We start from the raw sequence: 20,920 nt of genomic DNA, 5'->3' as shown, positions 1-20,920 counted from the left end.
AGGCAAAGTCTAGCATGCTGCGCCGCGATCGTCCCCGTAGCCACTGGAAATGATAGTTTAGACATAAACCATTGACACGTAGAAATCAAATATTTCTCTTTAGAAACAATGACTTTTGATGCAAATCTATTCAATTGTTGCATCGCACAAGAAACGCTTGACTTCGTTTTTTTTCGCCGTAGAATAGGGTTTGTTGCGTTGCACAATTCTTGTTCAGCTTGAAAAATTTAGATTCACCTGCTTTCCCAAACGGTACACGCAGCATCAAATTAACCAGATTTCGATTTTTTGGAGATTTATATGTTTTCAATTCCTGAGCAATTTTCGTCCGCTACCAAAGCCAACCTGGAAGCCCAATTCGCCCTGTTCTCGTCGCTGACGGGCAAAGCCTTCGAAGGCATCGAAAAGATCGTCGAACTGAACCTGACCGCTGCCAAGGCAACGCTGGAAGAATCGACCGCCGCCGCCAAGCAATTGCTGTCGGCAAAAGATCCACAAGAATTCTTCTCGCTGAGCGCTGCTCAAGCCCAGCCTAGCGCCGAAAAAGCCATCGCTTACGGCCGTCACCTGGCTGCCATCACGTCGGGCACGCAAGCCGAGTTCAGCAAAGCTGCTGAAACGCAAATCGCTGAAACCAACCGTAAAGTCCTGTCCCTGGTGGAAGAAGTCACCAAGAACGCGCCAGCCGGTTCGGAAAACGCCGTTGCCATCCTGAAAAGCGCCATCGGCAACGCCAATGCAGGCTACGAGCAGTTCTCGAAAACCAGCAAGCAAGCCGTCGAAGCCATCGAAGCGAACCTGACCTCGGCCGTGAACCAGTTCACGCAAGCGGCTGAAAAAGTCGTTCCGCGCGCTGCCGCCAAGTAATTCCTGCGCGACCGCCACGGCGGTCCGCTAAGTAATCCTCGGGGGTTACTTTAGTACCAGCTCCTCCAGGCATCCATCCCGCACTTCCCTGACGGATGCCATTATGCCCCAGCCCTGCTGGGGCATTTTTTATGCGCTTTTACTTTCCCGCCCTTACTCTCCCAGATACGCCGCCTTCACGCGCGGATCGTCGAGCATGGCCGCCGCATTGCCGCCCATGGTGACCAGGCCGGAATCCATCACATAGCCGCGGTGCGCCGCCTGCAGGGCCAAACGGGCATTCTGTTCGACCAGCAAGATCGTGATGCCTTCGGACGACACCTTGCGGATCACCTCGAAGATTTTCTCGACCATGATGGGCGACAAGCCCATCGACGGCTCGTCGAGCAGCAGCAGCTTCGGATGGCTCATCAGGGCGCGCGCCATGGCCAGCATCTGCTGCTCGCCGCCCGACAGGGTGCCCGCCATCTGCGCCGCCCGCTCCTTGAGGCGTGGAAACACGTCGAACCACTTGGCAATGTCATCCTCGACACCAGCCTTGTCCGTGCGCGTGTAGGCGCCCATCATGAGGTTTTCGCGGATCGACATGCGCGTAAACACGCCCCGCCCTTCCGGCACCATGGCCAGCTTCCGCTCCACCAGGTGAAACGATTTCGTGCCCTTGAGCGATTCGCCCAGGTAACTGATCGTGCCTTCGACTTTGCATGCAGGCAAGGTGCCCGTGATGGCTTTCAAGGTCGTCGTCTTGCCGGCGCCGTTCGCGCCGATCAGGGCGATCAGCTCGCCCTGGTTGACTTCCAGGTCGATGCCTTTCACGGCCTTGATGCCGCCGTAAGCCACGTGCAGGCCCGCCACCTTCAATATATTGCTCATGCGTGCGATCCCCCCAGATAAGCCTCGATGACGGCCGGGTTTTGTTGTATTTCGGCCGGCAAGCCTTCCGCGATGCGCTTGCCATACTCGAGCACCGTGATGCGGTCGCACAGTCCCATCATCAGTTTCACGTCGTGCTCGATCAACAGCACGGTCTTTCCTTCAGCCTTGATTTTCACCAGCAACTCGCGCAGGGCCAGCTTTTCCGTGGCATTCATGCCGGCCGCCGGCTCGTCGAGTGCCAGCAGTTGCGGGTCGGTGGCCAGCGCGCGGGCGATTTCCAGGCGCCGCTGGTCGCCGTACGACAAGAAGCGCGCCGTGCGGCTGGCGAACTGGGCGATGCCGACGAAATCGAGCAGCTCCATCGCCCGCTTGCGGATCGATGCTTCTTCCTCGCGCGCCGCCTTGTGGCGGAAGATGGCGCCGAACACGCCCTGGTGCGAGCGCACGTGGCGCCCCACCATGACGTTTTCCAGCGCCGTCATGTCGCCAAACAGGCGGATGTTCTGAAACGTGCGCGCGATGCCCGCCTTCGCCACCTTGTGCGGCGCGGACGGCGAATACGGCTTGCCGGCCAGCTCGAAAGTGCCCGTGTCGGGCTGGTACAGGCCCGTGATCACATTGAAGAAGGTCGTCTTGCCGGCACCGTTCGGGCCGATCAAGCCATAGATCTGCCCTTGTCGGATGGTAATGCCCACATCGGTGAGCGCCTGCAAGCCGCCGAAACGTTTATTTACGCCAGCGATATTGAGAATGATCTGTTCGCTCATGCTATCCCTCCCTTACGCGGACACGACGCCGGTGGATTTGTTGGGCTGGTCGACATCGTGGTCGGGCCGGTCTTCGTGCTTCGGCGATGGCCACAAGCCGGCGGGACGTATAAGCATAATAAGTACCATGGCCAGACCGTACAGCAACTGGCGCAAGACTTCAGCGTCGATGATGATCTCGCCAAACAGCGCCTTCTGCGCCGGCTCGACGACATGGCGCAACACTTCGGGTATCGAAGCAAGGATCACGCCGCCGAGGATCACGCCAGGGATATGGCCGATGCCGCCCAGCACGACCATGGCCAGCACGGCGATCGATTCCGTCAAGGAGAACGATTCCGGCGCGACAAAGCCCTGGAACGAGGCGAACATGGCGCCCGCCACGCCGCCGAACGAGGCGCCCATGGAAAAGGCCAGCAATTTGACGTTGCGCGTATTGATGCCCATGGCCTTGGCGGCGATCTCGTCTTCGCGGATGGCCACCCAGGCGCGGCCCAGGCGCGAATGCTGGAGGCGCTTGGTGACGAACACGACAGCGATGCACAGGAAGAGAAACAAAAAGTAATAGGCGTTCACGGACGGCATGGAAAAACCGGCCACCGTCACGGTGCTGTTGGTGCCCGCCTCGCCCGCCAGGTTGACGCCGAAGATGCGGATGGGGTCAACCATGTTGATGCCTTGCACGCCATTCGTGAAATTGATGGGCTCATTCAAGTTGCCCATGAAAATACGGATGATCTCGCCAAAGCCCAGGGTCACGATAGCCAGATAGTCGCCGCGCAACTTGAGCGTTGGCGCGCCCAGCAGGGCGCCGAACAGACCGGCCACGGCAGCGGCCAGGGGCACGATGATCCAGATCGACAGGTGGACGCCGTTTTCGCGGATTTCCGGCCCCATCAGTTGCACCAGGGTTTCACCCAGCACGGGATACTGATTTACCACCGATTCGAGCAGGATGGCGAACTGGGGCGACGCCAGCAAGGCCGTCAGGTAGGCGCCCACGGCGTAGAAGGCGATGTAGCCGAGGTCGAGCAGGCCGGCAAAGCCGACGACGATGTTCAAGCCCAGGGCCAGCATGATGTACAGCAAGGCCATGTCGACGATGCGCACCCACGAATTGCCGAACTGGGCGGCAAAAAACGGGAACACCATCAGCAGCGCGGCCAGGCCCAGCATGCCGGCGTAGGCTTTGGTCGGATTTTTCTTAGCGTCAAAATCGAGTAGTGCCATGATGGTCAACTCCTTGTTTTTATGGATGACGTCAGGCGCGGTCGGCCACGCGTTCGCCCATGATGCCGGACGGGCGCAGGGTCAGCACGATGATCAGCACGATGAAGGCAAAGATATCCTGGTAATTGCTACCGAGGAAACCAGCGGTGAGATAGGCGATATACCCGGCACCAAGGCTCTCGATGAGGCCCAGCAGGATGCCGCCCAGCATGGCGCCATAGATATTGCCGATGCCGCCCAGCACGGCCGCGCAAAATGCCTTCAGCCCGGGAAGCGCTCCCATCGAAAACTTTACCGAGGCATAGTTGGCGCCCCACATCACGCCCGCCACGGCGGCCAGCGCGGCACCGATGGCGAACGTGGCGACGATGACCTTGTCGGAATCGACACCCATGAGGCCCGCCACGCGAGGATTCTCCGCCGTGGCCCGCATGGCGCGGCCCATCTTGGTTTTCTCAATAAGTAAGACCAGGGATCCCATGGAAATGGCGGCCAGGGCCAGCAGCAATACTTGCGTTTGGGAAATAACAGCGCCACCGATGTGCAGCGGGTCGGTCGACAGCAACTGGGGAAATGGCAGCGGATTGCGCGTCCAGATCATCATGGCGAAGGTTTGCAGCAGGATGGAGACGCCGATGGCGGTAATCAGGGGAGCGAGGCGGGGGGCGTTGCGCAGGCGGCGGTAGGCGACCCGCTCGATGAAGATGTTGACCAGAATACAAATGGGGATGGCGCCGAGGATGGCGGTGGCCAGTTTCAAATAGCCGGGCCAGTCCGGCACATAAATGCCCAGCAGCTTGAGAATGGTCAAGCCCACCATGGCGCCGATCATGAGCACGTCGCCGTGGGCGAAGTTGATCAGGTTCAACACGCCATACACCATGGTGTAACCGAGGGCGATCAAGGCATACATGCTGCCCAACACCAAGCCGTTGATGATTTGCTGGATGAATGTATCCATGGTCAGATTGCCCTATCAAATATGCATTTTTCGGGAACAACTTCCGCCGGAACATGTCGCTGATAAAAAAACGGCACCGGAGGAAGAAATCCTGCAGTGCCATCCCTGGACCGTTCTCACCAGCATGGTGCACGCACTCAAAACGCGCGTGACCTTGCTTAGTCATAACGACAACATATTCAAGCTTGAGGCAATCATAACGATCTTTTGCAAAAACTAAGCTTGGAATAAATCGATCATTTCCGAATTAAATTCTGTTTTGAGATAACTCCTCATCGATATTCAATCGTCCCGCAGGCTCAGGCGACGTCGCGCTTGATGCCATCGAGGCCTTTCGGCATCGGGAACGTGACGGCTTCCTGCACGCCATCGAGGGGGCGCACGCTCTTCACGCCGCACTCCTTCAAGCGGTCGATGACGGCTTGCACCAGCACCTCGGGTGCCGAGGCGCCAGCCGTCACACCCACGCGCAGCTTGCCTTCCAGCCAGGCGGGGTCGATCTGCGAGGCATTGTCGACCATGTAGGCAGGCGTGCCCATCTTCTCGGCCACTTCGCGCAAGCGGTTCGAATTCGAGCTGTTCGGGCTGCCCACAACGATCACCACTTCCACTTGCGGCGCCATGAATTTCACGGCTTCCTGGCGGTTCGTGGTGGCGTAGCAAATGTCGCCTTTTTTCGGCTCGGCGATATTCGGATATTTCGCTTTCAAGGCCGCAATAATGTCGCTAGTGTCGTCAACTGACAACGTTGTTTGCGAAACATAGGCCAGGCTCTCCGGATTGGCGACCTGCAATTTCGCCACATCTTCGAGCGTTTCCACCAGATGCATGCCCATATCGGCCTGGCCCATCGTGCCTTCCACCTCGGGATGGCCGTCGTGGCCGATCATGATGATCTCGCGGCCTTCGCGGCGCATCTTGCCCACTTCCATGTGCACCTTGGTAACCAGCGGGCAAGTCGCATCAAAAATGCTCAGGCCGCGCGATTCCGCCTCGGCGCGCACGGCTTTCGACACGCCATGGGCGGAAAACACGAGCGTATTGCCAGCGGGCACGTCATCGAGGTCGTCGATGAAGATGGCGCCTTTGTTGCGCAAATCGGCCACCACATAGGCGTTGTGGACGATTTCATGGCGCACGTAGATCGGTGCGCCAAATTGCTGCAAGGCGCGCTCGACGATTTCGATCGCCCGGTCGACGCCAGCGCAGAAACCGCGGGGCTGGGCCAGTAACAGTTCTTTATCCATCGCTATTCCTTACAGGACCGAAATAAGCTTGACTTCAAAACGCAACGGCTGGCCGGCCAGCGGATGGTTGAAATCGAACAGGGCGGAGTCCTCGCGCATTTCGCGCAGCACGCCGGCAAAACGGCCGCCGCCCGGCGCGGCGAAGTCGACCAGGTCGCCGATCTTGTAGTCGGCGCCCGGCACGGAGTTTTCGTCCAGGGTCGCGCGCGAAACGGACTGCACCAGCTCGGGATTGCGCTCGCCAAAGCCTTCGCCGGCCGCCAGCTCGAACGTCTGGTGCGTGCCTTCAGGCAAGCCCAGCAGACGCTGCTCAAGGAATGGCGCCAGCTGGCCCTGTCCCAGCATCAAGGTAGCAGGATTTCCGCTGAAGGTAGTGACAATATCAGTACCGTCAACAGTAGCAAGACGATAATGCAGGGTGAGGTAAGCCGCTTCGGTGACGACTGCTGGTTGCTCGTTGGACATAGTAGTTTTCAGGTAACTGGTGCAAAACGATATTGTAAGCCACACTGGCCGCGCCTGCCCCATGGCTTCGTCAAAGAAGGCCACACTGGGGCGCGCGCCGGTGCCAAACAGGAGAACAGCATGGGCATCAAGGATTGGCCGGCCGGCGAACGGCCGCGCGAACGCCTGATCGAGGATGGCGCGCAATCGCTGTCGGACGCGGAATTGCTGGCCGTCTTCCTGCGCACGGGCGTGCGCGGCAAGAGCGCCGTCGAACTGGCGCGCGACACGGTCGAGCACTTCGGCTCCCTGCGGGGCCTGTTCGGCGCCAGCCTCGTGAGTTTTTCCGCCGTGCACGGCATGGGCAGCGCCAAGTTCGCGCAGCTACAAGCGGTGCTGGAACTGGCGCGGCGCGCCATCATCGAAGACTTGCAGGCGGGACAAGCCCTCAATTCGCCGCACGCCGTCAAAGACTATTTGCGCCTGACCCTGGGCAACCTCGCGCATGAAGCGTTTCACGTGTTGTTTTTGGACGTCAAGAACCGCCTGATCACGACACAGGAAATGTTTCGCGGCACCCTCACCCACACCAGCGTGTATCCACGCGAAGTGGTGAAACAGGCGCTGCTGCACAACGCGGCCAGCGTCATGCTGGCCCATAACCACCCGTCCGGCACGCCGGAACCGAGCGAGTCGGATCTATTACTGACGCGCGCGCTGGCGCAAGCCCTGTCGCTGGTGGACGTGCGCATCCTCGACCATTTCGTCGTGGCCGGGCGGCAAGTGCATTCGTTTGCGGAGCACGGCCAGATCTAGGCCGGCGCCAGCCGATTCACAGTTAACCATGTGTAAACAAGGACATACGTGACAGCAGAGGGACTGTTATCTAGCAGTAAACGACGCGGTTTACCAGCGGTTTCCCTATGAAGAACAGGCAAACGTTAAATTGTTAAATTTTTTCAATACAACATGACACAATTGTTTTTCGCAAGTCATTGATAAATCTGCTTATTTTGGATATACTCTCGTTTTTCCAATTTGGAATATCTTTAAGGAGTGCGCCATGGCACGTGTTTGCCAAGTCACTGGGAAGAAGCCGATGGTCGGCAACAATGTTTCCCATGCAAACAACAAAACCAAACGTCGTTTTTTGCCTAACTTGCAGAATCGTCGTATTTTTGTTGAATCTGAAAACCGCTGGGTCTCCCTGCGTTTGTCCAACGCCGGTCTGCGCGTCATCGATAAAGTCGGCATCGACGCCGTATTGGTCGATATGCGCGCTCGTGGCGAAAAAGTCTAATTAGCAGAATAAGGGAGCTATCATGGCAAAATCAGGCCGCGACAAAATCAAGTTAGAATCGACCGCCGGTACGGGTCACTTCTACACGACTACCAAAAACAAGCGTACGACGCCTGCGAAAATGGAGATCATGAAATTCGATCCTAAAGCACGCAAGCACGTCACGTACAAAGAAACCAAAATCAAGTAATTGATCTTGTGTTCTGTAAAAAGAGCCGCTCCGATGAGCGGTTTTTTTTCGCCCTGATTTTCAGCCGGCTCCCCTCGCCTTGTGCCGGGACGAAAAAAAGGCCCTGGAAACCAGGGCCTTGATATGCGGCAGCTTACTTATGCATAACTTTATGCATAACTGCGCAGGCGCAAGGAGAAGTCCTGCAGCGACTGGATACCCGACGCTTCGGCACGCGCGCACCAGTCTTGCAGCTTCTGCAGCAATTGCTCGCGCGTGAAGTGCGAACGCTCCCAGATGGCGCCCAGCTCCACGCGCATGTGGTGCATGGTTTCCAGCGCCTTGCTGTGCTGGAACAGTTCCGACAGTTGCTCGTGGTGCGCGTCGGCCAGCTTGCCCGGCTCGCGCTGCATCAGCTTGCGCGACGATTTCAGGAAGCGCTTTTCCAGCTCGGCCTTGTGCTTCAGGTGTTCCAGCTCTTCCTTCCAGGCATGCTTGATCGATTTCGCATACTTGGCCATCACGTCGTAGCGGTTGGCGATGACCGATTGCAAGGTCTCGAAGTCCGCTTCCAGCTTGCCGTGCGAGAACTTCGGCTCCGGCGCCAGCTTTTTCACCTTGGCCAGGCCCAGCATTTCCAGCGCGCGGATGTACGCCCAGCCGATATCGATTTCATACCATTTCGACGACAGCTTGGCCGACGTGGCATAGGTATGGTGATTGTTGTGCAACTCTTCGCCGCCGATCAGGATGCCGAACGGAATGATGTTGGTGGCCGCATCGGCGCAGTCGTAGTTGCGGTAGCCCCAGTAGTGGCCGATGCCGTTGATGATGCCGGCCGCCGTGATGGGGATCCACATCATTTGCACAGCCCACACGGAAATGCCGATCACGCCGAACAACACGAAATTGATGACGAACAGCGACACCACGCCCAGCCAGCTGTACTTGGTGTACAGGTTGCGCTCGATCCAGTCCGTCGGCGTGCCGTGGCCATACTTGGCCATGGTTTCCATGCTCTTCGATTCAGCGCGGTACAGCTCGGCGCCTTCCCAGAACACTTTCTTGATGCCGCGCGTCACGGGGCTGTGCGGATCTTCTTCCGTATCGCACTTGGCATGGTGCTTGCGGTGAATGGCCGCCCACTCCTTGGTGACCTGGCCCGTCGTCAGCCACAGCCAGAAACGGAAGAAATGGCTGGGAATCGCATGCAATTCCAGCGCGCGGTGGGCCTGGTGGCGGTGCAGGTAAATCGTGACGCTGGCGATCGTGATGTGCGTGACCACCATGGTGTACAAGAAAACTTGCCATGCGGACAGATCGGTAATGCCAGTGGCCATGAACTGCAAAACGTCGTGTAAAACGGAACTCAATGTCATTACTACTACTCCAAGTGGACAGGGCGTGCGCACGGTCGCTCCAGTGACTCTGGAGGTCCGGCAGAGTTAATTTTAGGCGTGATTGTACGCCCTAATGGGTGCTATCAGGCAAAAACGGAGGCAGGCAGCGAGGTTAAGGCTGGGTGCCGGATGGCGGGGACTCACCGTCTGCCGCGCTGGCGAGCGGGGCAGCAGGCGTACCAACAATACGCAATTCGCGTTGCGGAAACGGTACAGTAACCTTATGTTCCTGCAAGGTGCGCCAGATGGCGCGGTTCACATTCGACTTCACGCCGCCCGTGCCGTTTTCCGGATCCGCGATCCAGAAGCCGATCTGCACGTCGAGGCCGTCGGCGCCGAAACGCACGAGCGTCGCCGAGGGCGGATTGCTTTGCGACACGCGCGGCACCTTGGCCGTCGCCGCTTCCAGCAAGGGGAAGATGACATCGAGATCCGTTTCATAGCCCACCGACACGGCCGTCGACAGCCAGACCATGCGGTTGCTCAGCGACATGTTTTGCACGCCGCCGGAAATCAGCATTTCATTCGGCACAATGGATTCAACGCCATCGCCACCCAATAACACAGTATAGCGCGTATTGATCTGCGTGACCTTGCCCGTGAATTGACCCACCGTGATCATGTCGCCGATGGTGAGGCTGCGGTCGAGCAGGATGATGAAGCCGGAGACGAAGTTCGCGGCGATCTTTTGCAAGCCGAAGCCCAGCGCCACGCCGAAGGCGCCGCCGAACACGGACAGCACCGTCAAGTCGATGCCCACCAGCGACAGGCTGACCAGCACGGACACGAGGATCAGCACGGCGCGCCCCATGCGCGACAGCACCACGCGCAGGGAAGTGTGCAGACCCTGCATTTTCATCAGACGCTCGTCGAGCGAGGTGCCGGCCCACATGGCCAGTACCAGCAGCACGGCGACCGAAATAGCGGCTTGCAAGATGGCAGCCACGGAGACCTTGTTGCGTCCCAGCGGCACGACGATGCTTTCCAGGAAGGTATGCAGTTCCGGCCACAGGCCCGTGATGTACAGGGCCATGCCGGCCCACACCACCACCGTGAAAATCTTTTCCAGCAACAACGTGGTGGGACTGATGTCGCCATGACGGGCAAAAATGCGGCGCAGCACATAAAAGCCGAAGCGCACCAGCGCCATCGACGTGCACAAGGGGATGGCAATGCTGAGCAGGTTCACCGACTGGAACTTGGCCAGGAAATGTTGCGCAATGCCCAGCAGCATGGCCGCCAGCACGGGCGTCAAAATGCGGATGAAACTATCCGTGCGCTGCAGGGTTTCCGGCGTGGCTGGCGTCGTCGCCGCTTCCGCCCGCTTATGCAGGAACACGCGCAACTGCCGCACCAGCAGCCAGCTCAGGGCCAGGCAGGCAAGGATGACCAGCGCCTGCCACAGGATGGCCGGTTGGCGGAAATCATTGACAAAATCAGTGATCAGATTGAGCAGCGGGGTTTCATTCATGGCGGATGCGGTCCGGAAGGTGGGACGAAGATGGTACGGATGGGGAGTGATCCCATGCCGCCAGGCGGGCTGGCGGCATTGAAGGGCGCCGCTGCAGGGTGCAGCGGCGACCCGTGACAGGCTTACTCGGCTGGTTCAGCGTCAACGTCGTCGGCCGGCTTTTCATCGGCGTAGACTTTTTTCGGCATGACCTTGCGCTCGAACACGGCGGCGAAGAAGCCGTCCGTCTGGTGCAGGTGCGGCAGAAGTTTCAGGTAGTCGCCCATTTCCAGCTCGATCTTCTGTTCGGCCAGCACCTTGCTCATCGGCACCAGGGTGAAGTCGGGGTTGGCCGCCAGGAATTGCTCGGCGATCTGATCGTTTTCTTCGTTCAGGAAGCTGCAGGTGGCGTACACCAGGCGGCCGCCGCCCTTGACCAGGCGCGCCGCGCCGGCCAGGATGGCTGCCTGCTTGGCTTGCAGCTCGACGATGGAGTTCGGCTGCTGGCGCCATTTGACGTCCGGATTGCGGCGCAGGGTGCCCAGGCCGCTGCACGGGGCATCGACCAGCACGCGGTCGATCTTGCCGGCCAGGCGCTTGATCTTGGCATCGCGCTCATGCGCGATCTGCACCGGATGCACGTTCGACAGGCCGCTGCGGGCCATGCGCGGCTTGAGCTTGGCCAGACGCTTTTCCGATACGTCGAACGCGTACAAGCGGCCCGTGTTGCGCATCAGCGCGCCCAATGCGAGCGTCTTGCCGCCCGCGCCGGCACAGAAATCGACCACCATCTCGCCGCGCTTGGCGCCGACGATCTGCGACAGGATCTGGCTGCCCTCATCCTGCACTTCGATGGCGCCGCTCTGGAACAATGGCAGGTTTTGCAACGATGGCTTCTTGATCACGCGCAAGCCCAGCGGCGCAAACGGCGTCGGCGTGCTGAGAATCGGCGCTTCGGCCAGGGCCAGCATCACGTCTTCGCGCGTGGCCTTGAGCGAGTTGACGCGCAAGTCCAGCGGCGCCGGCGCGTTCAGCGCATCGGCCAGCTTCATGGTTTCCGCTTCGCCGAACTGGGCGATCAGCTTGTCGAACAGCCAGGTCGGCATATTGGCGCGCATGTTCGCCGGCATCAGGCTGCGGTCGATCTGCGTGATGCGTTCCAGCCATTCCACTTCTTCTTCCGTCAGGCCGCCCAAGGAGTCGGCGCCGACGGCTTCGGCCAGGCCGAGGATGGTCAGGCGGCGCATGGTCGGGCCGCTGCCCGCTTCGGCGAAGTCCGTGAAGAACGATTTATTGCGCAGCACGGCATAAATGCCTTCGGCGATGGCGCCGCGTTCGCGCGAACCGAGGCGCGGATGGTCGCGGAAATAGCGCGACAAGGTCGTGTCGGCGGGGGCCGTGAAACGTAAAATTTCGCGCAACACTTCTTCAGCATTGGCAAGTATCGCTGGTGGCAATCTCATTGTTATTCTTCCTGTAATATTTTATTGAGGGTCCACGCGGACCTGGCCATGCTCGACCGACAGTTTATCGTCAATGAACAGGCGGATGGCGCGCGGGTAAAGCAGATGTTCCTGTACCAGCACGCGCGCCGATAAGCTGTCTTCTGTGTCGCCGGGCAAGACGGGGACTGTCGCGCTCGCCACGGCCGGGCCATGATCGAGCTCGGCAGTTACGAAATGCACGGTCGCGCCGTGTTCCGTCACGCCCGCCTCGAGCGCCTGGCGGTGCGTCGCCATGCCCGGGAACAGCGGCAGCAGCGACGGGTGGATATTGAGCATGCGCCCCGCGTAATGCTCGACGAAGGGCGGCGTCAGGATGCGCATGAAACCGGCCAGCACGACCAGGTCGGGGGTGTAGCCGTCGATCACGGCTTGCAGCGCCGCATCGAACTGTTCGCGGCTGGCATAATCCTTGTTGGCAACAACTGCCGTCGCTATCCCATGTTCCGCGGCAAAAACCAGTCCCTGGGCATCGGCCCGGTTACTGATGACGGCGGCAATACGGGCTGGCCATTGCTCGGCTTGCGCCGCGCGCACGACCGCTTCCATGTTGCTGCCGCGTCCGGAAATGAGGATAACGATATTTTTCATAGCGCGCATTGTACCCGCTATGGCGATGCGAACCAAGAAAGGCCGCTATTATTGTTGCGGCGCAACATAGTGACCGGGCCGCCGCCGCCGCCCGATTACGCCGACCGATCAGGGCATGAAAGGCTGGTTTGGCGCCTCCGCGGCGTGAGTAGGTGCTTACTCGAACGAATAGAAGACGCGGAACGGGACTTTTTTCTCGGCCCAGTAGTCGGCCGCGTCGCGGAACACGTCGAGCAGGATCTCGCGCGCTTCCTTGTCGAATTTTTGCGTATTTGGCAATTGCTCAAGCACCACCAGGAAGCCCGTCTGCGTGCCCGCCTTGAACATGGTGTCCGTCAGGCACAGGCGCAGGGCATCGAAATTCTTCGCCAGGTTTTTCGGAAACAGGAAGGCTTCCGCAATAATGCCGATGACTTGTTGTTTGGTCTGTCCAGCGTTGCAATGCGCATATAAAAAGTGCTGCCCGAGACGGATCGCCTCGTCTTGTAATTCGGTCACGCGAAAGGCACGGATGGACTGGACAAGGTTGGGCGGCACGGTTAGTAACAAACTCATTTTTCCCTCAAATCGACCTGTTATGTATGGATTTTTTCTAGCTGCTCTTCTTATTGCATCCCCGCACGCGGGTCAATGCGCACGCGGTGATTCGATCTGTATCAACTTTTATGCGATTCAGTGCGATTTTATATAAGCCATACGCGTATTAGGGTAACGTGTTGTCCTGCATGAATCAACCCGAATATGATGTCAAACGCAAGATTTGTTACAAACCGCTGGTTTCAAGTCACTTCAACATCTTGTATCGATTGAAAGTGCATGTTACAGACTGTGGGGCAAGGGGCTTGGGCTGTTACATTTTGTTGCCATGCGAAACACTTGCCCCGCTCTGGCGGGATTACTATAGTCCCAAGTTGTAAAAAATACCCTGAAAGATTCTCTAGATAACGAGGTTACAAATGAACTTGCAAGCCAAATTGATGTTGTCAGCCGTTTGTCTCGGCACATTGCCACTCGCCCAGGCCGCCGACTTTGAAGATTTCGGCAAGGTCGTGCGCGTCGTGCCGCAAGTGGAACAGATCAATCGTCCACGCCAGGAATGCCGTACGGAATACGTGCAAGTCCAGGCACCGCCGCAACAGCGCAGCGCTGGCGGCTCCATCGTCGGCGGTATCGCCGGCGCCCTGCTCGGCAGCCAGGTCGGTGGCGGCAATGGCCGCACGGCAGCAGCAGCGGCGGGCGCGATCGCCGGCGCCGTCGTGGGCGACCGTGTCGACAACCAGAACAACTACCAGGGCGGCATGCAGGAACAAGCCGTCAAGCAATGCCGTCAGGTCGACCACTGGGAATCGCGCAACAATGGCTACCAGGTCACCTACGACTACCGCGGCCGCAACTACACGAGCATCATGTCCTACGATCCGGGCGAGCGCATCCGTCTGCGCGTCTCGATCGAGCCAGCTCAGCAGTAAGCGTAACAACCGGCCCCTACCATGCCAGCCCCAGCGGCTGGCATTTTTTATGGCGCCCCGGCACGGGCTATAATGCGGCACACTTTCAGGCCGCCCTATGCTTATCAAACGAAAATCCATCGAACAAGTCGAATCCTCGCGCCCTGCGCGCAAGCCCCGTTACGCCCCTGTCACCCTGTCGGAAATGGATGGCGTGCGCTATCTGCATTTCGGCACGGAATGGGTGCAGGGCGCCATGCGCATCCGCAAGCCGGATTGGCCGGAACTCGAATACGCGCAGCAGATGATGGCGTGGATGCTGTGGATCGAGCAACCGCAGCGCATCGCCCAGCTGGGTCTGGGCACGGCCGCGCTGACCAAGTTCTGCTACCGCCAGTTCCCGCAGGCACAGGTCGAAGCCATCGAACTCAATCCTTCCGTCATCACCATCTGCGCCTCGATGTTCAAGCTGCCGCCCAACGACGAGCGTCTGCACGTGCGCGAGATGGATGCGCTCGACTACGTCAACGATGAAGCCAACCACGGCACCCTGGACGCCCTGCAAGTGGACCTGTACGACGCCACGGCACGCGGTCCCGTGCTCGACAGCGCCGATTTCTATGCCGCCTGCTGCGCTTGCCTGGCGCCGCACGGCATCATGACGGTCAACCTGTTTGGCGACCATCCCAGCTACGCAAAGAACATCAAGGCGATGAAGTTTGCGTTTGCACAGGTGATCTGCCTGCCGGAAGTCCATGATGGGAACGTGGTGGCGATCGCGTTCAAGACGAAAGTGGCACTCGATGCCGAAGCGCAAGCCGCCTTGCTCGAACGCGCCAAGCAGATCGTCGCCGAGACCAAGCTGCCCGCCAAGTCCTGGGTCAAGGGCATCGCCAGCACCCTGTAAGCACCGGCACTCCCAGGCAAGGCCGGCAATCCTGAAAGACGCCGGCCATGCCCGCCTCCCCGCCTCCCTCTCCCATCTCGCCCGACACGCCACTGGAACTGCCGCAACTGCTGGCCTGGCTGCAGGAAGACGGCTTGCTCGACGCAGCGCAAGCGGCCGCCATCGCCACCCAGACCGCCCTGCTGCCGGCGCCCGCCTTGCATCCGCTGTGCAGCATCGCCCACGGCGCACTCACGCTCGACACCCTGTGCGCCTGGCTGGCGCAACGCGCGAGCTTGCCGTATCTGCGCATCGATCCCCTGCACATCGATTTCAGCCAGGTGGCCGACGTCATGACGGCCGGCTATGCGGCCCGCTTCAACATCCTGCCCGTGGAAAGCACGCTTGACCGCATCGTCATCGCCACGGCCCAGCCCTACGCGCTCGCTTGGCAGGCGCAGCTGGGCAACCTGGCGCCGCGCAAGCTGAGCCTGGTCATCGCCAACCCGCTGCACATCGCCGACGCCATCGCGCAATTTTTCAGCCTGGCCACCTCCGTCAAGGTGGCCAGGCAAGCATCCACGCAAGACCTGGCGCTGCGCCACAATTTCGAGCAGCTGGTGGAACTGGGGCGCAACAAGACCAGCCTCGACGCCAACGACCAGCACGTGGTGCGCATCGTCGACTGGCTGTGGCAGTATGCGTTCGCCCAGCGCGCGTCCGACATCCACCTGGAACCGAAGCGCGACGCGGGCCTCGTGCGCCTGCGCATTGACGGCCGCCTGCACCAGGCCTACCAGCTGCCGCCCGTGGTATTGCTGGCCATGACGGCGCGCATCAAGTTGCTAGGGCGCATGGACGTGGTGGAAAAGCGCCGCCCCCAGGATGGCCGCATCAAGACGCGCAATGCGCAAGGGCAGGAAATCGAGCTGCGCCTGTCGACCTTGCCCACGGCCTTCGGCGAAAAGCTCGTCATGCGCATCTTCGATCCGGAAGTGGCCGTCAAGAGTCTCGCCGAACTGGGCTTTCCGCCCGCGGACGCCGAACGCTGGCGCCAGTTGACGGCGCGCACGCATGGCATCGTGCTGGTGACGGGCCCCACGGGCTCGGGCAAGACCAGCACCCTGTACAGCACGTTGAAGGCGCTGGCCGGCAGCGAAGTCAATGTGTGCACGGTGGAAGACCCCATCGAAATGGTCGAGCCGGCCTTCAACCAGATGCAGGTGCAAACCCAGGCCGGCATCGAACTGTCGTTTGCCGACGGCGTGCGGGCGCTGATGCGGCAAGATCCCGACATCATCATGGTGGGCGAGATCCGCGACCTGGCCACGGCCGAGATGGCCATCCAGGCGGCGCTGACGGGACACCTGGTGCTGTCGACCCTGCATACCAACGATGCGCCCTCGGCCGTCATGCGCCTGCTGGAACTGGGCTTGCCCGCCTATCTACTGGAAGCGTGCCTGATCGGCGTGCTGGCGCAGCGCCTGCTGCGCTGCCTGTGTCCGGCCTGCAAACAGCCGGGCGACGCCCCGGACGACGCGTCATGGCAGCGCCTGACGGGCGGCCAGCTGGAACGCCCCCGCGCCATGTACCGCCCCGCCGGCTGCCCCCTGTGCCGCCACAGCGGCTACCTGGGGCGGGCCGGCATTTATGAACTGCTGAACGTGACGGAAACGTTCGGCCAGCTCATCAAGGCGGGCGCCGACCTGCACGCCTTGCGCCGCCAAAGCATCCTCGACGGCATGACGCCGCTGCGCCTCGCCGGCGCGCGCAAGATCATCGATGGCACGACCAGCATCGACGAAGTGCTGAAGCTCACGGCCGCCCTGCATTGAGCCATCTTCACTTTCGTGCAGGAATGCTTTGCATTCTTTTTCAACTGATATATAATGCGGCCTCTTTCGGGTCGTTAGCTCAGCTGGTAGAGCAGCGGACTTTTAATCCGTTGGTCGCAGGTTCGAATCCCGCACGGCCTACCACGAATACAGCAGTACAGATCAGGGTTAGCAAACTATCGTTTGCTAACCCTTTTTTGCGTCTTTATCCGTGATATTGCCCACATGGGGGAAATGTGCCCCGGTCACCGCCAAGTGCAGAAACTCTCCCGGCACTGCCTTAACCCATGTTTCTAAAGGACGGACAAGCAAGCATTGAGCCGCGCCTTGCGCAACACTCCCAAACCCGTGAGGAAATAAGACGCATGCCCATGGCAATGGCGCGCCACCGCGATGCCAACGTGCTCGTTGCAAATACAGCACGCGCTTCCTCCCCTCCAGCATATCCAGCTCGCCAGCTCGCCAGCTTCAACGATGCCATACAGGCAATGCGTCGAGAATGCCATTACTTGCAAAAAAGAAAATAAATAAAGGAAATTAATTATTGGCAACTAAATGCTATTCAAACAATTTGAAATAAGCAATAATGCCTCTCTCTTAATGATTACCTCCGACAAAAATGGCGTCCGTTCTTTTCAGGTACAGCATTTCGCGCGCACTGGCATACTTGCTCGCAACCACATTAATGGCTGGCTGTGGCGGCGGTGGTAGCCCAAGCGGTGGAGGCGACGGAAGCAGCGGCGTTGCCCCTCCGGTCCCAGTTACCCCAACGCCCACGCCAACATTGACATTCAGCGTGCCGACGGCCGCCGCTACCGCCGATGAGGGGAGCACGAAGGCATTGTCATTGCTAGCGACTGTGAACACGCCATCGGAATTTCAAAATGTAAACAGTGTGTTCGCCTACGTCATCGATACGACAGGCGTGATACTGCCGGAGGTACAATTTTCCCAGCTAAGCCCAGGCAGTTACAGCATTCTGCTCCAGACTGCGCCAACGCTGCCCATCGGAAAACATACAGGCACTTTTTCAGTCAAAGTTTGCAAGGATGCCGCTTGTACGCAACACTTCCCCGGTTCGCCGATGCAGTTGCCATATGCGATCACTGTCGTGCCGATATCCTTGTCACCAATGACAGTGGCGCCACTTGGCCTTCTCAACGCGACCATTTCTGAGGGAAATCCGGCGCCAGCGCCCGTCACTGTCAACGTCAGCGCGAAAAGTCGCACATGGACTGTGAACACGAACGCGGCATGGATCAAGCTCTCGACGGCAGCAGGTAACGGCGTCAGCTCGTTTACTGTCGGCTATGATGTTTCCGCGCTGACATTTGGCGTCCAGACAGGCACTATCGTAGTCACAAGCAGCGACGGGCAAATCGCCTCGCTGCCTGTCAGTGCCGAATTGCTGCCTGCCGCTTTTTCCATTGATCACGGCCAGATTACCTTCAATGGCATCAACGGCGCTCCCATTGCGGCAGCGCCCGTTAAATTTACGGCACCTAACCTAGCGGCGAACTGGAAAGCCACCGCCAGCGCGGCATGGCTAGGAGTGACCCCGACGAGCGGCACCACACCTGCCATTGCATCGGTATATGTCGACCCGGCGAACGGCAAGCTTGCCAGCGGCCGACACGATGCAATGTTAACGATTACCGCACCGAACGTCAGCGACAGCAAAGTTCCTGTCACGCTGAACTTGACGAAAGCCACCTTAACGTCCTCGATTGACAGCATCACGCTGGGAGGACCTTATGGCCGCTCGCCTGCGTCGACAGCAAGCCTGACGCTGAATCTCAACACCATGGCGAACGCTTATCCCTGGTCGTTCTCGGCACTGCCTGCATGGCTGGGCGCGAGCGCTACCAGCGGTACGGTGAATCAGGCTGGCAGCAGCATTGTGTTTTCGCAAATCGGCGCCAACCAGCCCATCGGAACCAGTGCCACGACCTTGACCGCAAGCACGCAAGTCAATGGCGATACCATCTCGGTACCAGTCACCATCACCGCCCAGCGCGATACGCGCAAACTGCTGTTCTCGGAAGTCGGCGTCGGGCTGTCTTCCACCCCAGGCTGGTCACGCCTGTCGCGCAAGGTCACCGTGCGCGACAACTTCGGGCTAACCCCTGCATGGACTGCCAGTTCCGACAAGGCATGGCTGTCCGTGCAACGCAGCGGAAATGCGCTGACACTGACGGCCGATCCATCCACTTTACCGGTCGACGCCATCAGCTATGCCACCGTCAGCCTGGCCAGCGAGAATGGTATTCAGACTTCAGAGCAGCTGCATGTTGCGATCTGGAAAGGAAGCGTCACGCCGGCCGTCACGACGAAATTGACGAAGACCTACAGCCACCTCAAGACCGATCCGATCCGACCTTTGCTGTATGCAAACAACGGCACAGGCGATATCGATGTGTATAACATCTATTCCGCCACCCAAGTCGGCACCATCAGCAACCTCGGTGGCGCGATGGGAGACATGACCATCAGCCCGAATGGCCGGCATCTTTACACCTACGATACCGCCAATCGGAATATCATCGTCGTGGACCTGGCTACGCTGACGAAAAAAACCAGTTGGCCAATGGCAGCAGCAGTCCAGCAATCGTCGGCCTTGCTGGCCCTGCGGCCAAATGGCGTAGAGATTGTGGCAGCAGCCGACGGCAAGGCATACCTGGCCAGCACAGGCGCCGTGGCGGGCATGATCGGCAACGCCGACAGCATGGCAGCATCGAGCGACGGAAGCCGCCTCTACTTGCAAGATTCAGGCTATAGCCCGGCATCGGTAAGCGCAATTGTAGTTGACTACGCCGATATTGGTGGCGGTGCCCTGTTCAGCGCTTCGGCGGGCTCCGCCGGCTTCATCAACGGCGCATCGAATGGACAAGACATCGCGGTCAGCGCTGACGGCATGCGCCTGTATATCGCGTCGGCAGCACCTTACCGCTGCAGCAGCGTAAAACCGTCGGACCTGAGCTTCATCGGCAGCCTCAGCGGCGGAGATGCCTACCCCAACAACGTCGAGGTGGGCAGCGATGATCGCGTTTACTGCGGCATCTCAGGCTGGTATTCGAGCGCCGACGTATGGGTGCACGACGCAAACGGCATGCTGCTCAAGAGTTTCAAGTTTGCCGGGTACGCGAGGAGCCTGATGACCCGCACCCTGGGTATTTCCGCTGATGGACTCATGATGGTGGGCCAGACAGACGACCCCCTGCTGGTATTTGTACCAGTAGGCCCATAAGGGGAGTGGCGGCGGAAATACTCCCTGCTTCGGCTGGTTGAGGTTCTTTTGAATATAGTATTCCTTGTCCATGGCAACGGGAACCATTAATCCCCTCCTGCCACGAAGACAGCAGTACGCACAGGGTTGTCAAACTAGCATTTTCCAAATCTTTTTTGCGTAAATTCGACCAGAGACAAGCTGAGCGAAAGCAGTGCGTGACGGATGCGGAAAGAATCTCCCCGCGAGCAATGCAATCGTGCGCCGCCAGTGCCGATATACTGGCGCATCTGCTGACGATACGGAAAGACGCACTGTGAAACTTGCCACCCTGCTATCCCCCCTGCTGTGCTCTTTGTTGCTGCCAGCCCAGGCGCAAACGCCCATCGTGCTCGACGGCCAGTACAGCGCACGCACGGACGAGATGAGTCTGGAAATCATCGGCAACCGCGTCTGCTTCGCGCCCGACAAGGCGCAATGGGGGCGCTTGCCCCGCCCTGCCGCCACGCACGATGCATGGTTTTGTTTCAGCAACGATGCCGAGGCGCGCCGCCTGCTGCGCGTGCCCGCGCGCCAGGCCGACAATTGCGGCTGGCAAGCGCGTGCGCGCATCGTCATCGATACCTATCAACCGTACGTCGAGCAAGGCGACGGCAACGACATGGCGCGCCTGGCGTCCGTAGTCAAAGTGGCGCAGCCGAACGCCATCGCCTGCGAATGA

At 59.5% G+C, this 20,920-nt stretch carries 20 protein-coding genes and 1 tRNA gene; 10 read left to right on the top strand and 11 right to left on the bottom strand.

The genetic code is table 11. The features are described 5' to 3' along the window. The first annotated feature begins 300 nt into the window (after positions 1 to 300). A complete protein-coding gene (locus tag IGS60_RS03975; RefSeq protein ID WP_070224506.1) occupies positions 301 to 867 on the top strand; it encodes a phasin family protein in 567 nt (188 codons plus the stop codon). A gap of 153 nt (positions 868 to 1,020) precedes the next feature. Here IGS60_RS03975 and IGS60_RS03970 read toward each other — a convergent pair whose 3' ends face one another. From IGS60_RS03970 to IGS60_RS03945, 6 genes are all read right to left on the bottom strand, one after another. Further along, positions 1,021 to 1,740, bottom strand: a complete 720-nt coding sequence (locus tag IGS60_RS03970; protein WP_070312809.1) for an ABC transporter ATP-binding protein — start codon at positions 1,738 to 1,740, stop codon at positions 1,021 to 1,023. Further along, positions 1,737 to 2,510: an ABC transporter ATP-binding protein gene (locus IGS60_RS03965; RefSeq protein WP_034747484.1), complete on the bottom strand. Its 774-nt coding sequence runs from the start codon at positions 2,508 to 2,510 to the stop codon at positions 1,737 to 1,739. The genes IGS60_RS03970 and IGS60_RS03965 overlap by 4 nt, the downstream gene beginning before the upstream one ends. A gap of 12 nt (positions 2,511 to 2,522) precedes the next feature. Further along, positions 2,523 to 3,740, bottom strand: coding sequence for an ABC transporter ATP-binding protein (locus tag IGS60_RS03960; protein WP_230502517.1), 1,218 nt, complete (start codon positions 3,738 to 3,740; stop codon positions 2,523 to 2,525). A gap of 31 nt (positions 3,741 to 3,771) precedes the next feature. After that, positions 3,772 to 4,701, bottom strand: a complete 930-nt coding sequence (locus tag IGS60_RS03955) for a branched-chain amino acid ABC transporter permease (RefSeq protein WP_070224504.1) — start codon at positions 4,699 to 4,701, stop codon at positions 3,772 to 3,774. Positions 4,702 to 5,000: 299 nt separating this feature from the next. Next, positions 5,001 to 5,948: a 4-hydroxy-3-methylbut-2-enyl diphosphate reductase gene (ispH, locus tag IGS60_RS03950; protein ID WP_070224502.1), complete on the bottom strand. Its 948-nt coding sequence runs from the start codon at positions 5,946 to 5,948 to the stop codon at positions 5,001 to 5,003. A 9-nt stretch (positions 5,949 to 5,957) separates the two neighbouring features. Then, on the bottom strand, positions 5,958 to 6,413 hold the full coding sequence (locus IGS60_RS03945) for a peptidylprolyl isomerase (protein ID WP_070224501.1): 456 nt from the start codon (positions 6,411 to 6,413) through the stop codon (positions 5,958 to 5,960). 120 nt (positions 6,414 to 6,533) lie between these two features. On the opposite strand from IGS60_RS03945, the gene radC reads away from it, so the two are divergent. The 3 genes from radC (at position 6,534) to rpmG (ending at position 7,882) form a co-directional block, all read left to right on the top strand. Continuing rightward, positions 6,534 to 7,208, top strand: a complete 675-nt coding sequence (radC, locus tag IGS60_RS03940; RefSeq protein ID WP_070224500.1) for a DNA repair protein RadC — start codon at positions 6,534 to 6,536, stop codon at positions 7,206 to 7,208. 247 nt (positions 7,209 to 7,455) lie between these two features. Further along, the gene (gene rpmB / locus IGS60_RS03935) at positions 7,456 to 7,692 is read left to right on the top strand and encodes a 50S ribosomal protein L28 (protein WP_010400928.1); all 237 of its coding nucleotides are present in this window, start codon (positions 7,456 to 7,458) and stop codon (positions 7,690 to 7,692) included. Positions 7,693 to 7,714: 22 nt separating this feature from the next. Next, on the top strand, positions 7,715 to 7,882 hold the full coding sequence (gene rpmG, locus IGS60_RS03930; RefSeq protein WP_010400929.1) for a 50S ribosomal protein L33: 168 nt from the start codon (positions 7,715 to 7,717) through the stop codon (positions 7,880 to 7,882). A 149-nt stretch (positions 7,883 to 8,031) separates the two neighbouring features. On the opposite strand, the gene IGS60_RS03925 is transcribed toward rpmG, so the two are convergent. The 5 genes from IGS60_RS03925 to IGS60_RS03905 all read right to left on the bottom strand — a co-directional run bounded on the left by IGS60_RS03925 (position 8,032) and on the right by IGS60_RS03905 (position 13,359). Beyond that, positions 8,032 to 9,240 (bottom strand): fatty acid desaturase, encoded by a 1,209-nt coding sequence (locus tag IGS60_RS03925; protein ID WP_230502515.1) that lies wholly within the window; start codon positions 9,238 to 9,240, stop codon positions 8,032 to 8,034. 133 nt (positions 9,241 to 9,373) lie between these two features. Next, a complete protein-coding gene (locus tag IGS60_RS03920) occupies positions 9,374 to 10,732 on the bottom strand; it encodes a mechanosensitive ion channel family protein (protein WP_230502513.1) in 1,359 nt (452 codons plus the stop codon). Positions 10,733 to 10,854: 122 nt separating this feature from the next. Next, on the bottom strand, positions 10,855 to 12,174 hold the full coding sequence (locus tag IGS60_RS03915; RefSeq protein WP_070224497.1) for an RsmB/NOP family class I SAM-dependent RNA methyltransferase: 1,320 nt from the start codon (positions 12,172 to 12,174) through the stop codon (positions 10,855 to 10,857). A 21-nt stretch (positions 12,175 to 12,195) separates the two neighbouring features. Further along, positions 12,196 to 12,804 carry a phosphoribosylglycinamide formyltransferase gene (purN, locus tag IGS60_RS03910; RefSeq protein WP_230502511.1) on the bottom strand — a complete coding sequence of 203 codons (609 nt, stop codon included), beginning with the start codon at positions 12,802 to 12,804 and terminating at the stop codon, positions 12,196 to 12,198. A gap of 156 nt (positions 12,805 to 12,960) precedes the next feature. Next, positions 12,961 to 13,359 carry a barstar family protein gene (locus tag IGS60_RS03905; protein ID WP_034747450.1) on the bottom strand — a complete coding sequence of 133 codons (399 nt, stop codon included), beginning with the start codon at positions 13,357 to 13,359 and terminating at the stop codon, positions 12,961 to 12,963. 401 nt (positions 13,360 to 13,760) lie between these two features. Here IGS60_RS03905 and IGS60_RS03900 point away from each other — a divergent pair, with 401 nt between their 5' ends. From IGS60_RS03900 to IGS60_RS03875, 6 genes are all read left to right on the top strand, one after another. Further along, the gene (locus tag IGS60_RS03900) at positions 13,761 to 14,273 is read left to right on the top strand and encodes a glycine zipper 2TM domain-containing protein (protein ID WP_070224495.1); all 513 of its coding nucleotides are present in this window, start codon (positions 13,761 to 13,763) and stop codon (positions 14,271 to 14,273) included. Positions 14,274 to 14,370: 97 nt separating this feature from the next. Continuing rightward, positions 14,371 to 15,159 carry a spermidine synthase gene (locus IGS60_RS03895; protein ID WP_230502510.1) on the top strand — a complete coding sequence of 263 codons (789 nt, stop codon included), beginning with the start codon at positions 14,371 to 14,373 and terminating at the stop codon, positions 15,157 to 15,159. A gap of 47 nt (positions 15,160 to 15,206) precedes the next feature. Next, entirely contained in the window at positions 15,207 to 16,973 is a 1,767-nt protein-coding gene (locus tag IGS60_RS03890; protein WP_230502508.1) for a GspE/PulE family protein, read from the top strand. A 68-nt stretch (positions 16,974 to 17,041) separates the two neighbouring features. Further along, positions 17,042 to 17,117: transfer RNA gene (locus IGS60_RS03885), tRNA-Lys, on the top strand. A gap of 652 nt (positions 17,118 to 17,769) precedes the next feature. Next, positions 17,770 to 20,220: a quinoprotein amine dehydrogenase gene (locus IGS60_RS03880; RefSeq protein ID WP_230502506.1), complete on the top strand. Its 2,451-nt coding sequence runs from the start codon at positions 17,770 to 17,772 to the stop codon at positions 20,218 to 20,220. 295 nt (positions 20,221 to 20,515) lie between these two features. Continuing rightward, positions 20,516 to 20,920 carry a hypothetical protein gene (locus IGS60_RS03875; protein ID WP_139142976.1) on the top strand — a complete coding sequence of 135 codons (405 nt, stop codon included), beginning with the start codon at positions 20,516 to 20,518 and terminating at the stop codon, positions 20,918 to 20,920.

Source organism: Janthinobacterium sp. FW305-128 (genome assembly GCF_020858135.1).
In the GTDB taxonomy this organism is placed as follows: Bacteria; Pseudomonadota; Gammaproteobacteria; order Burkholderiales; family Burkholderiaceae_D; genus Janthinobacterium.
The sequence above is the reverse complement of the archived record's forward strand: the minus strand, read 5'-3'. Positions and strand labels throughout refer to the sequence as shown.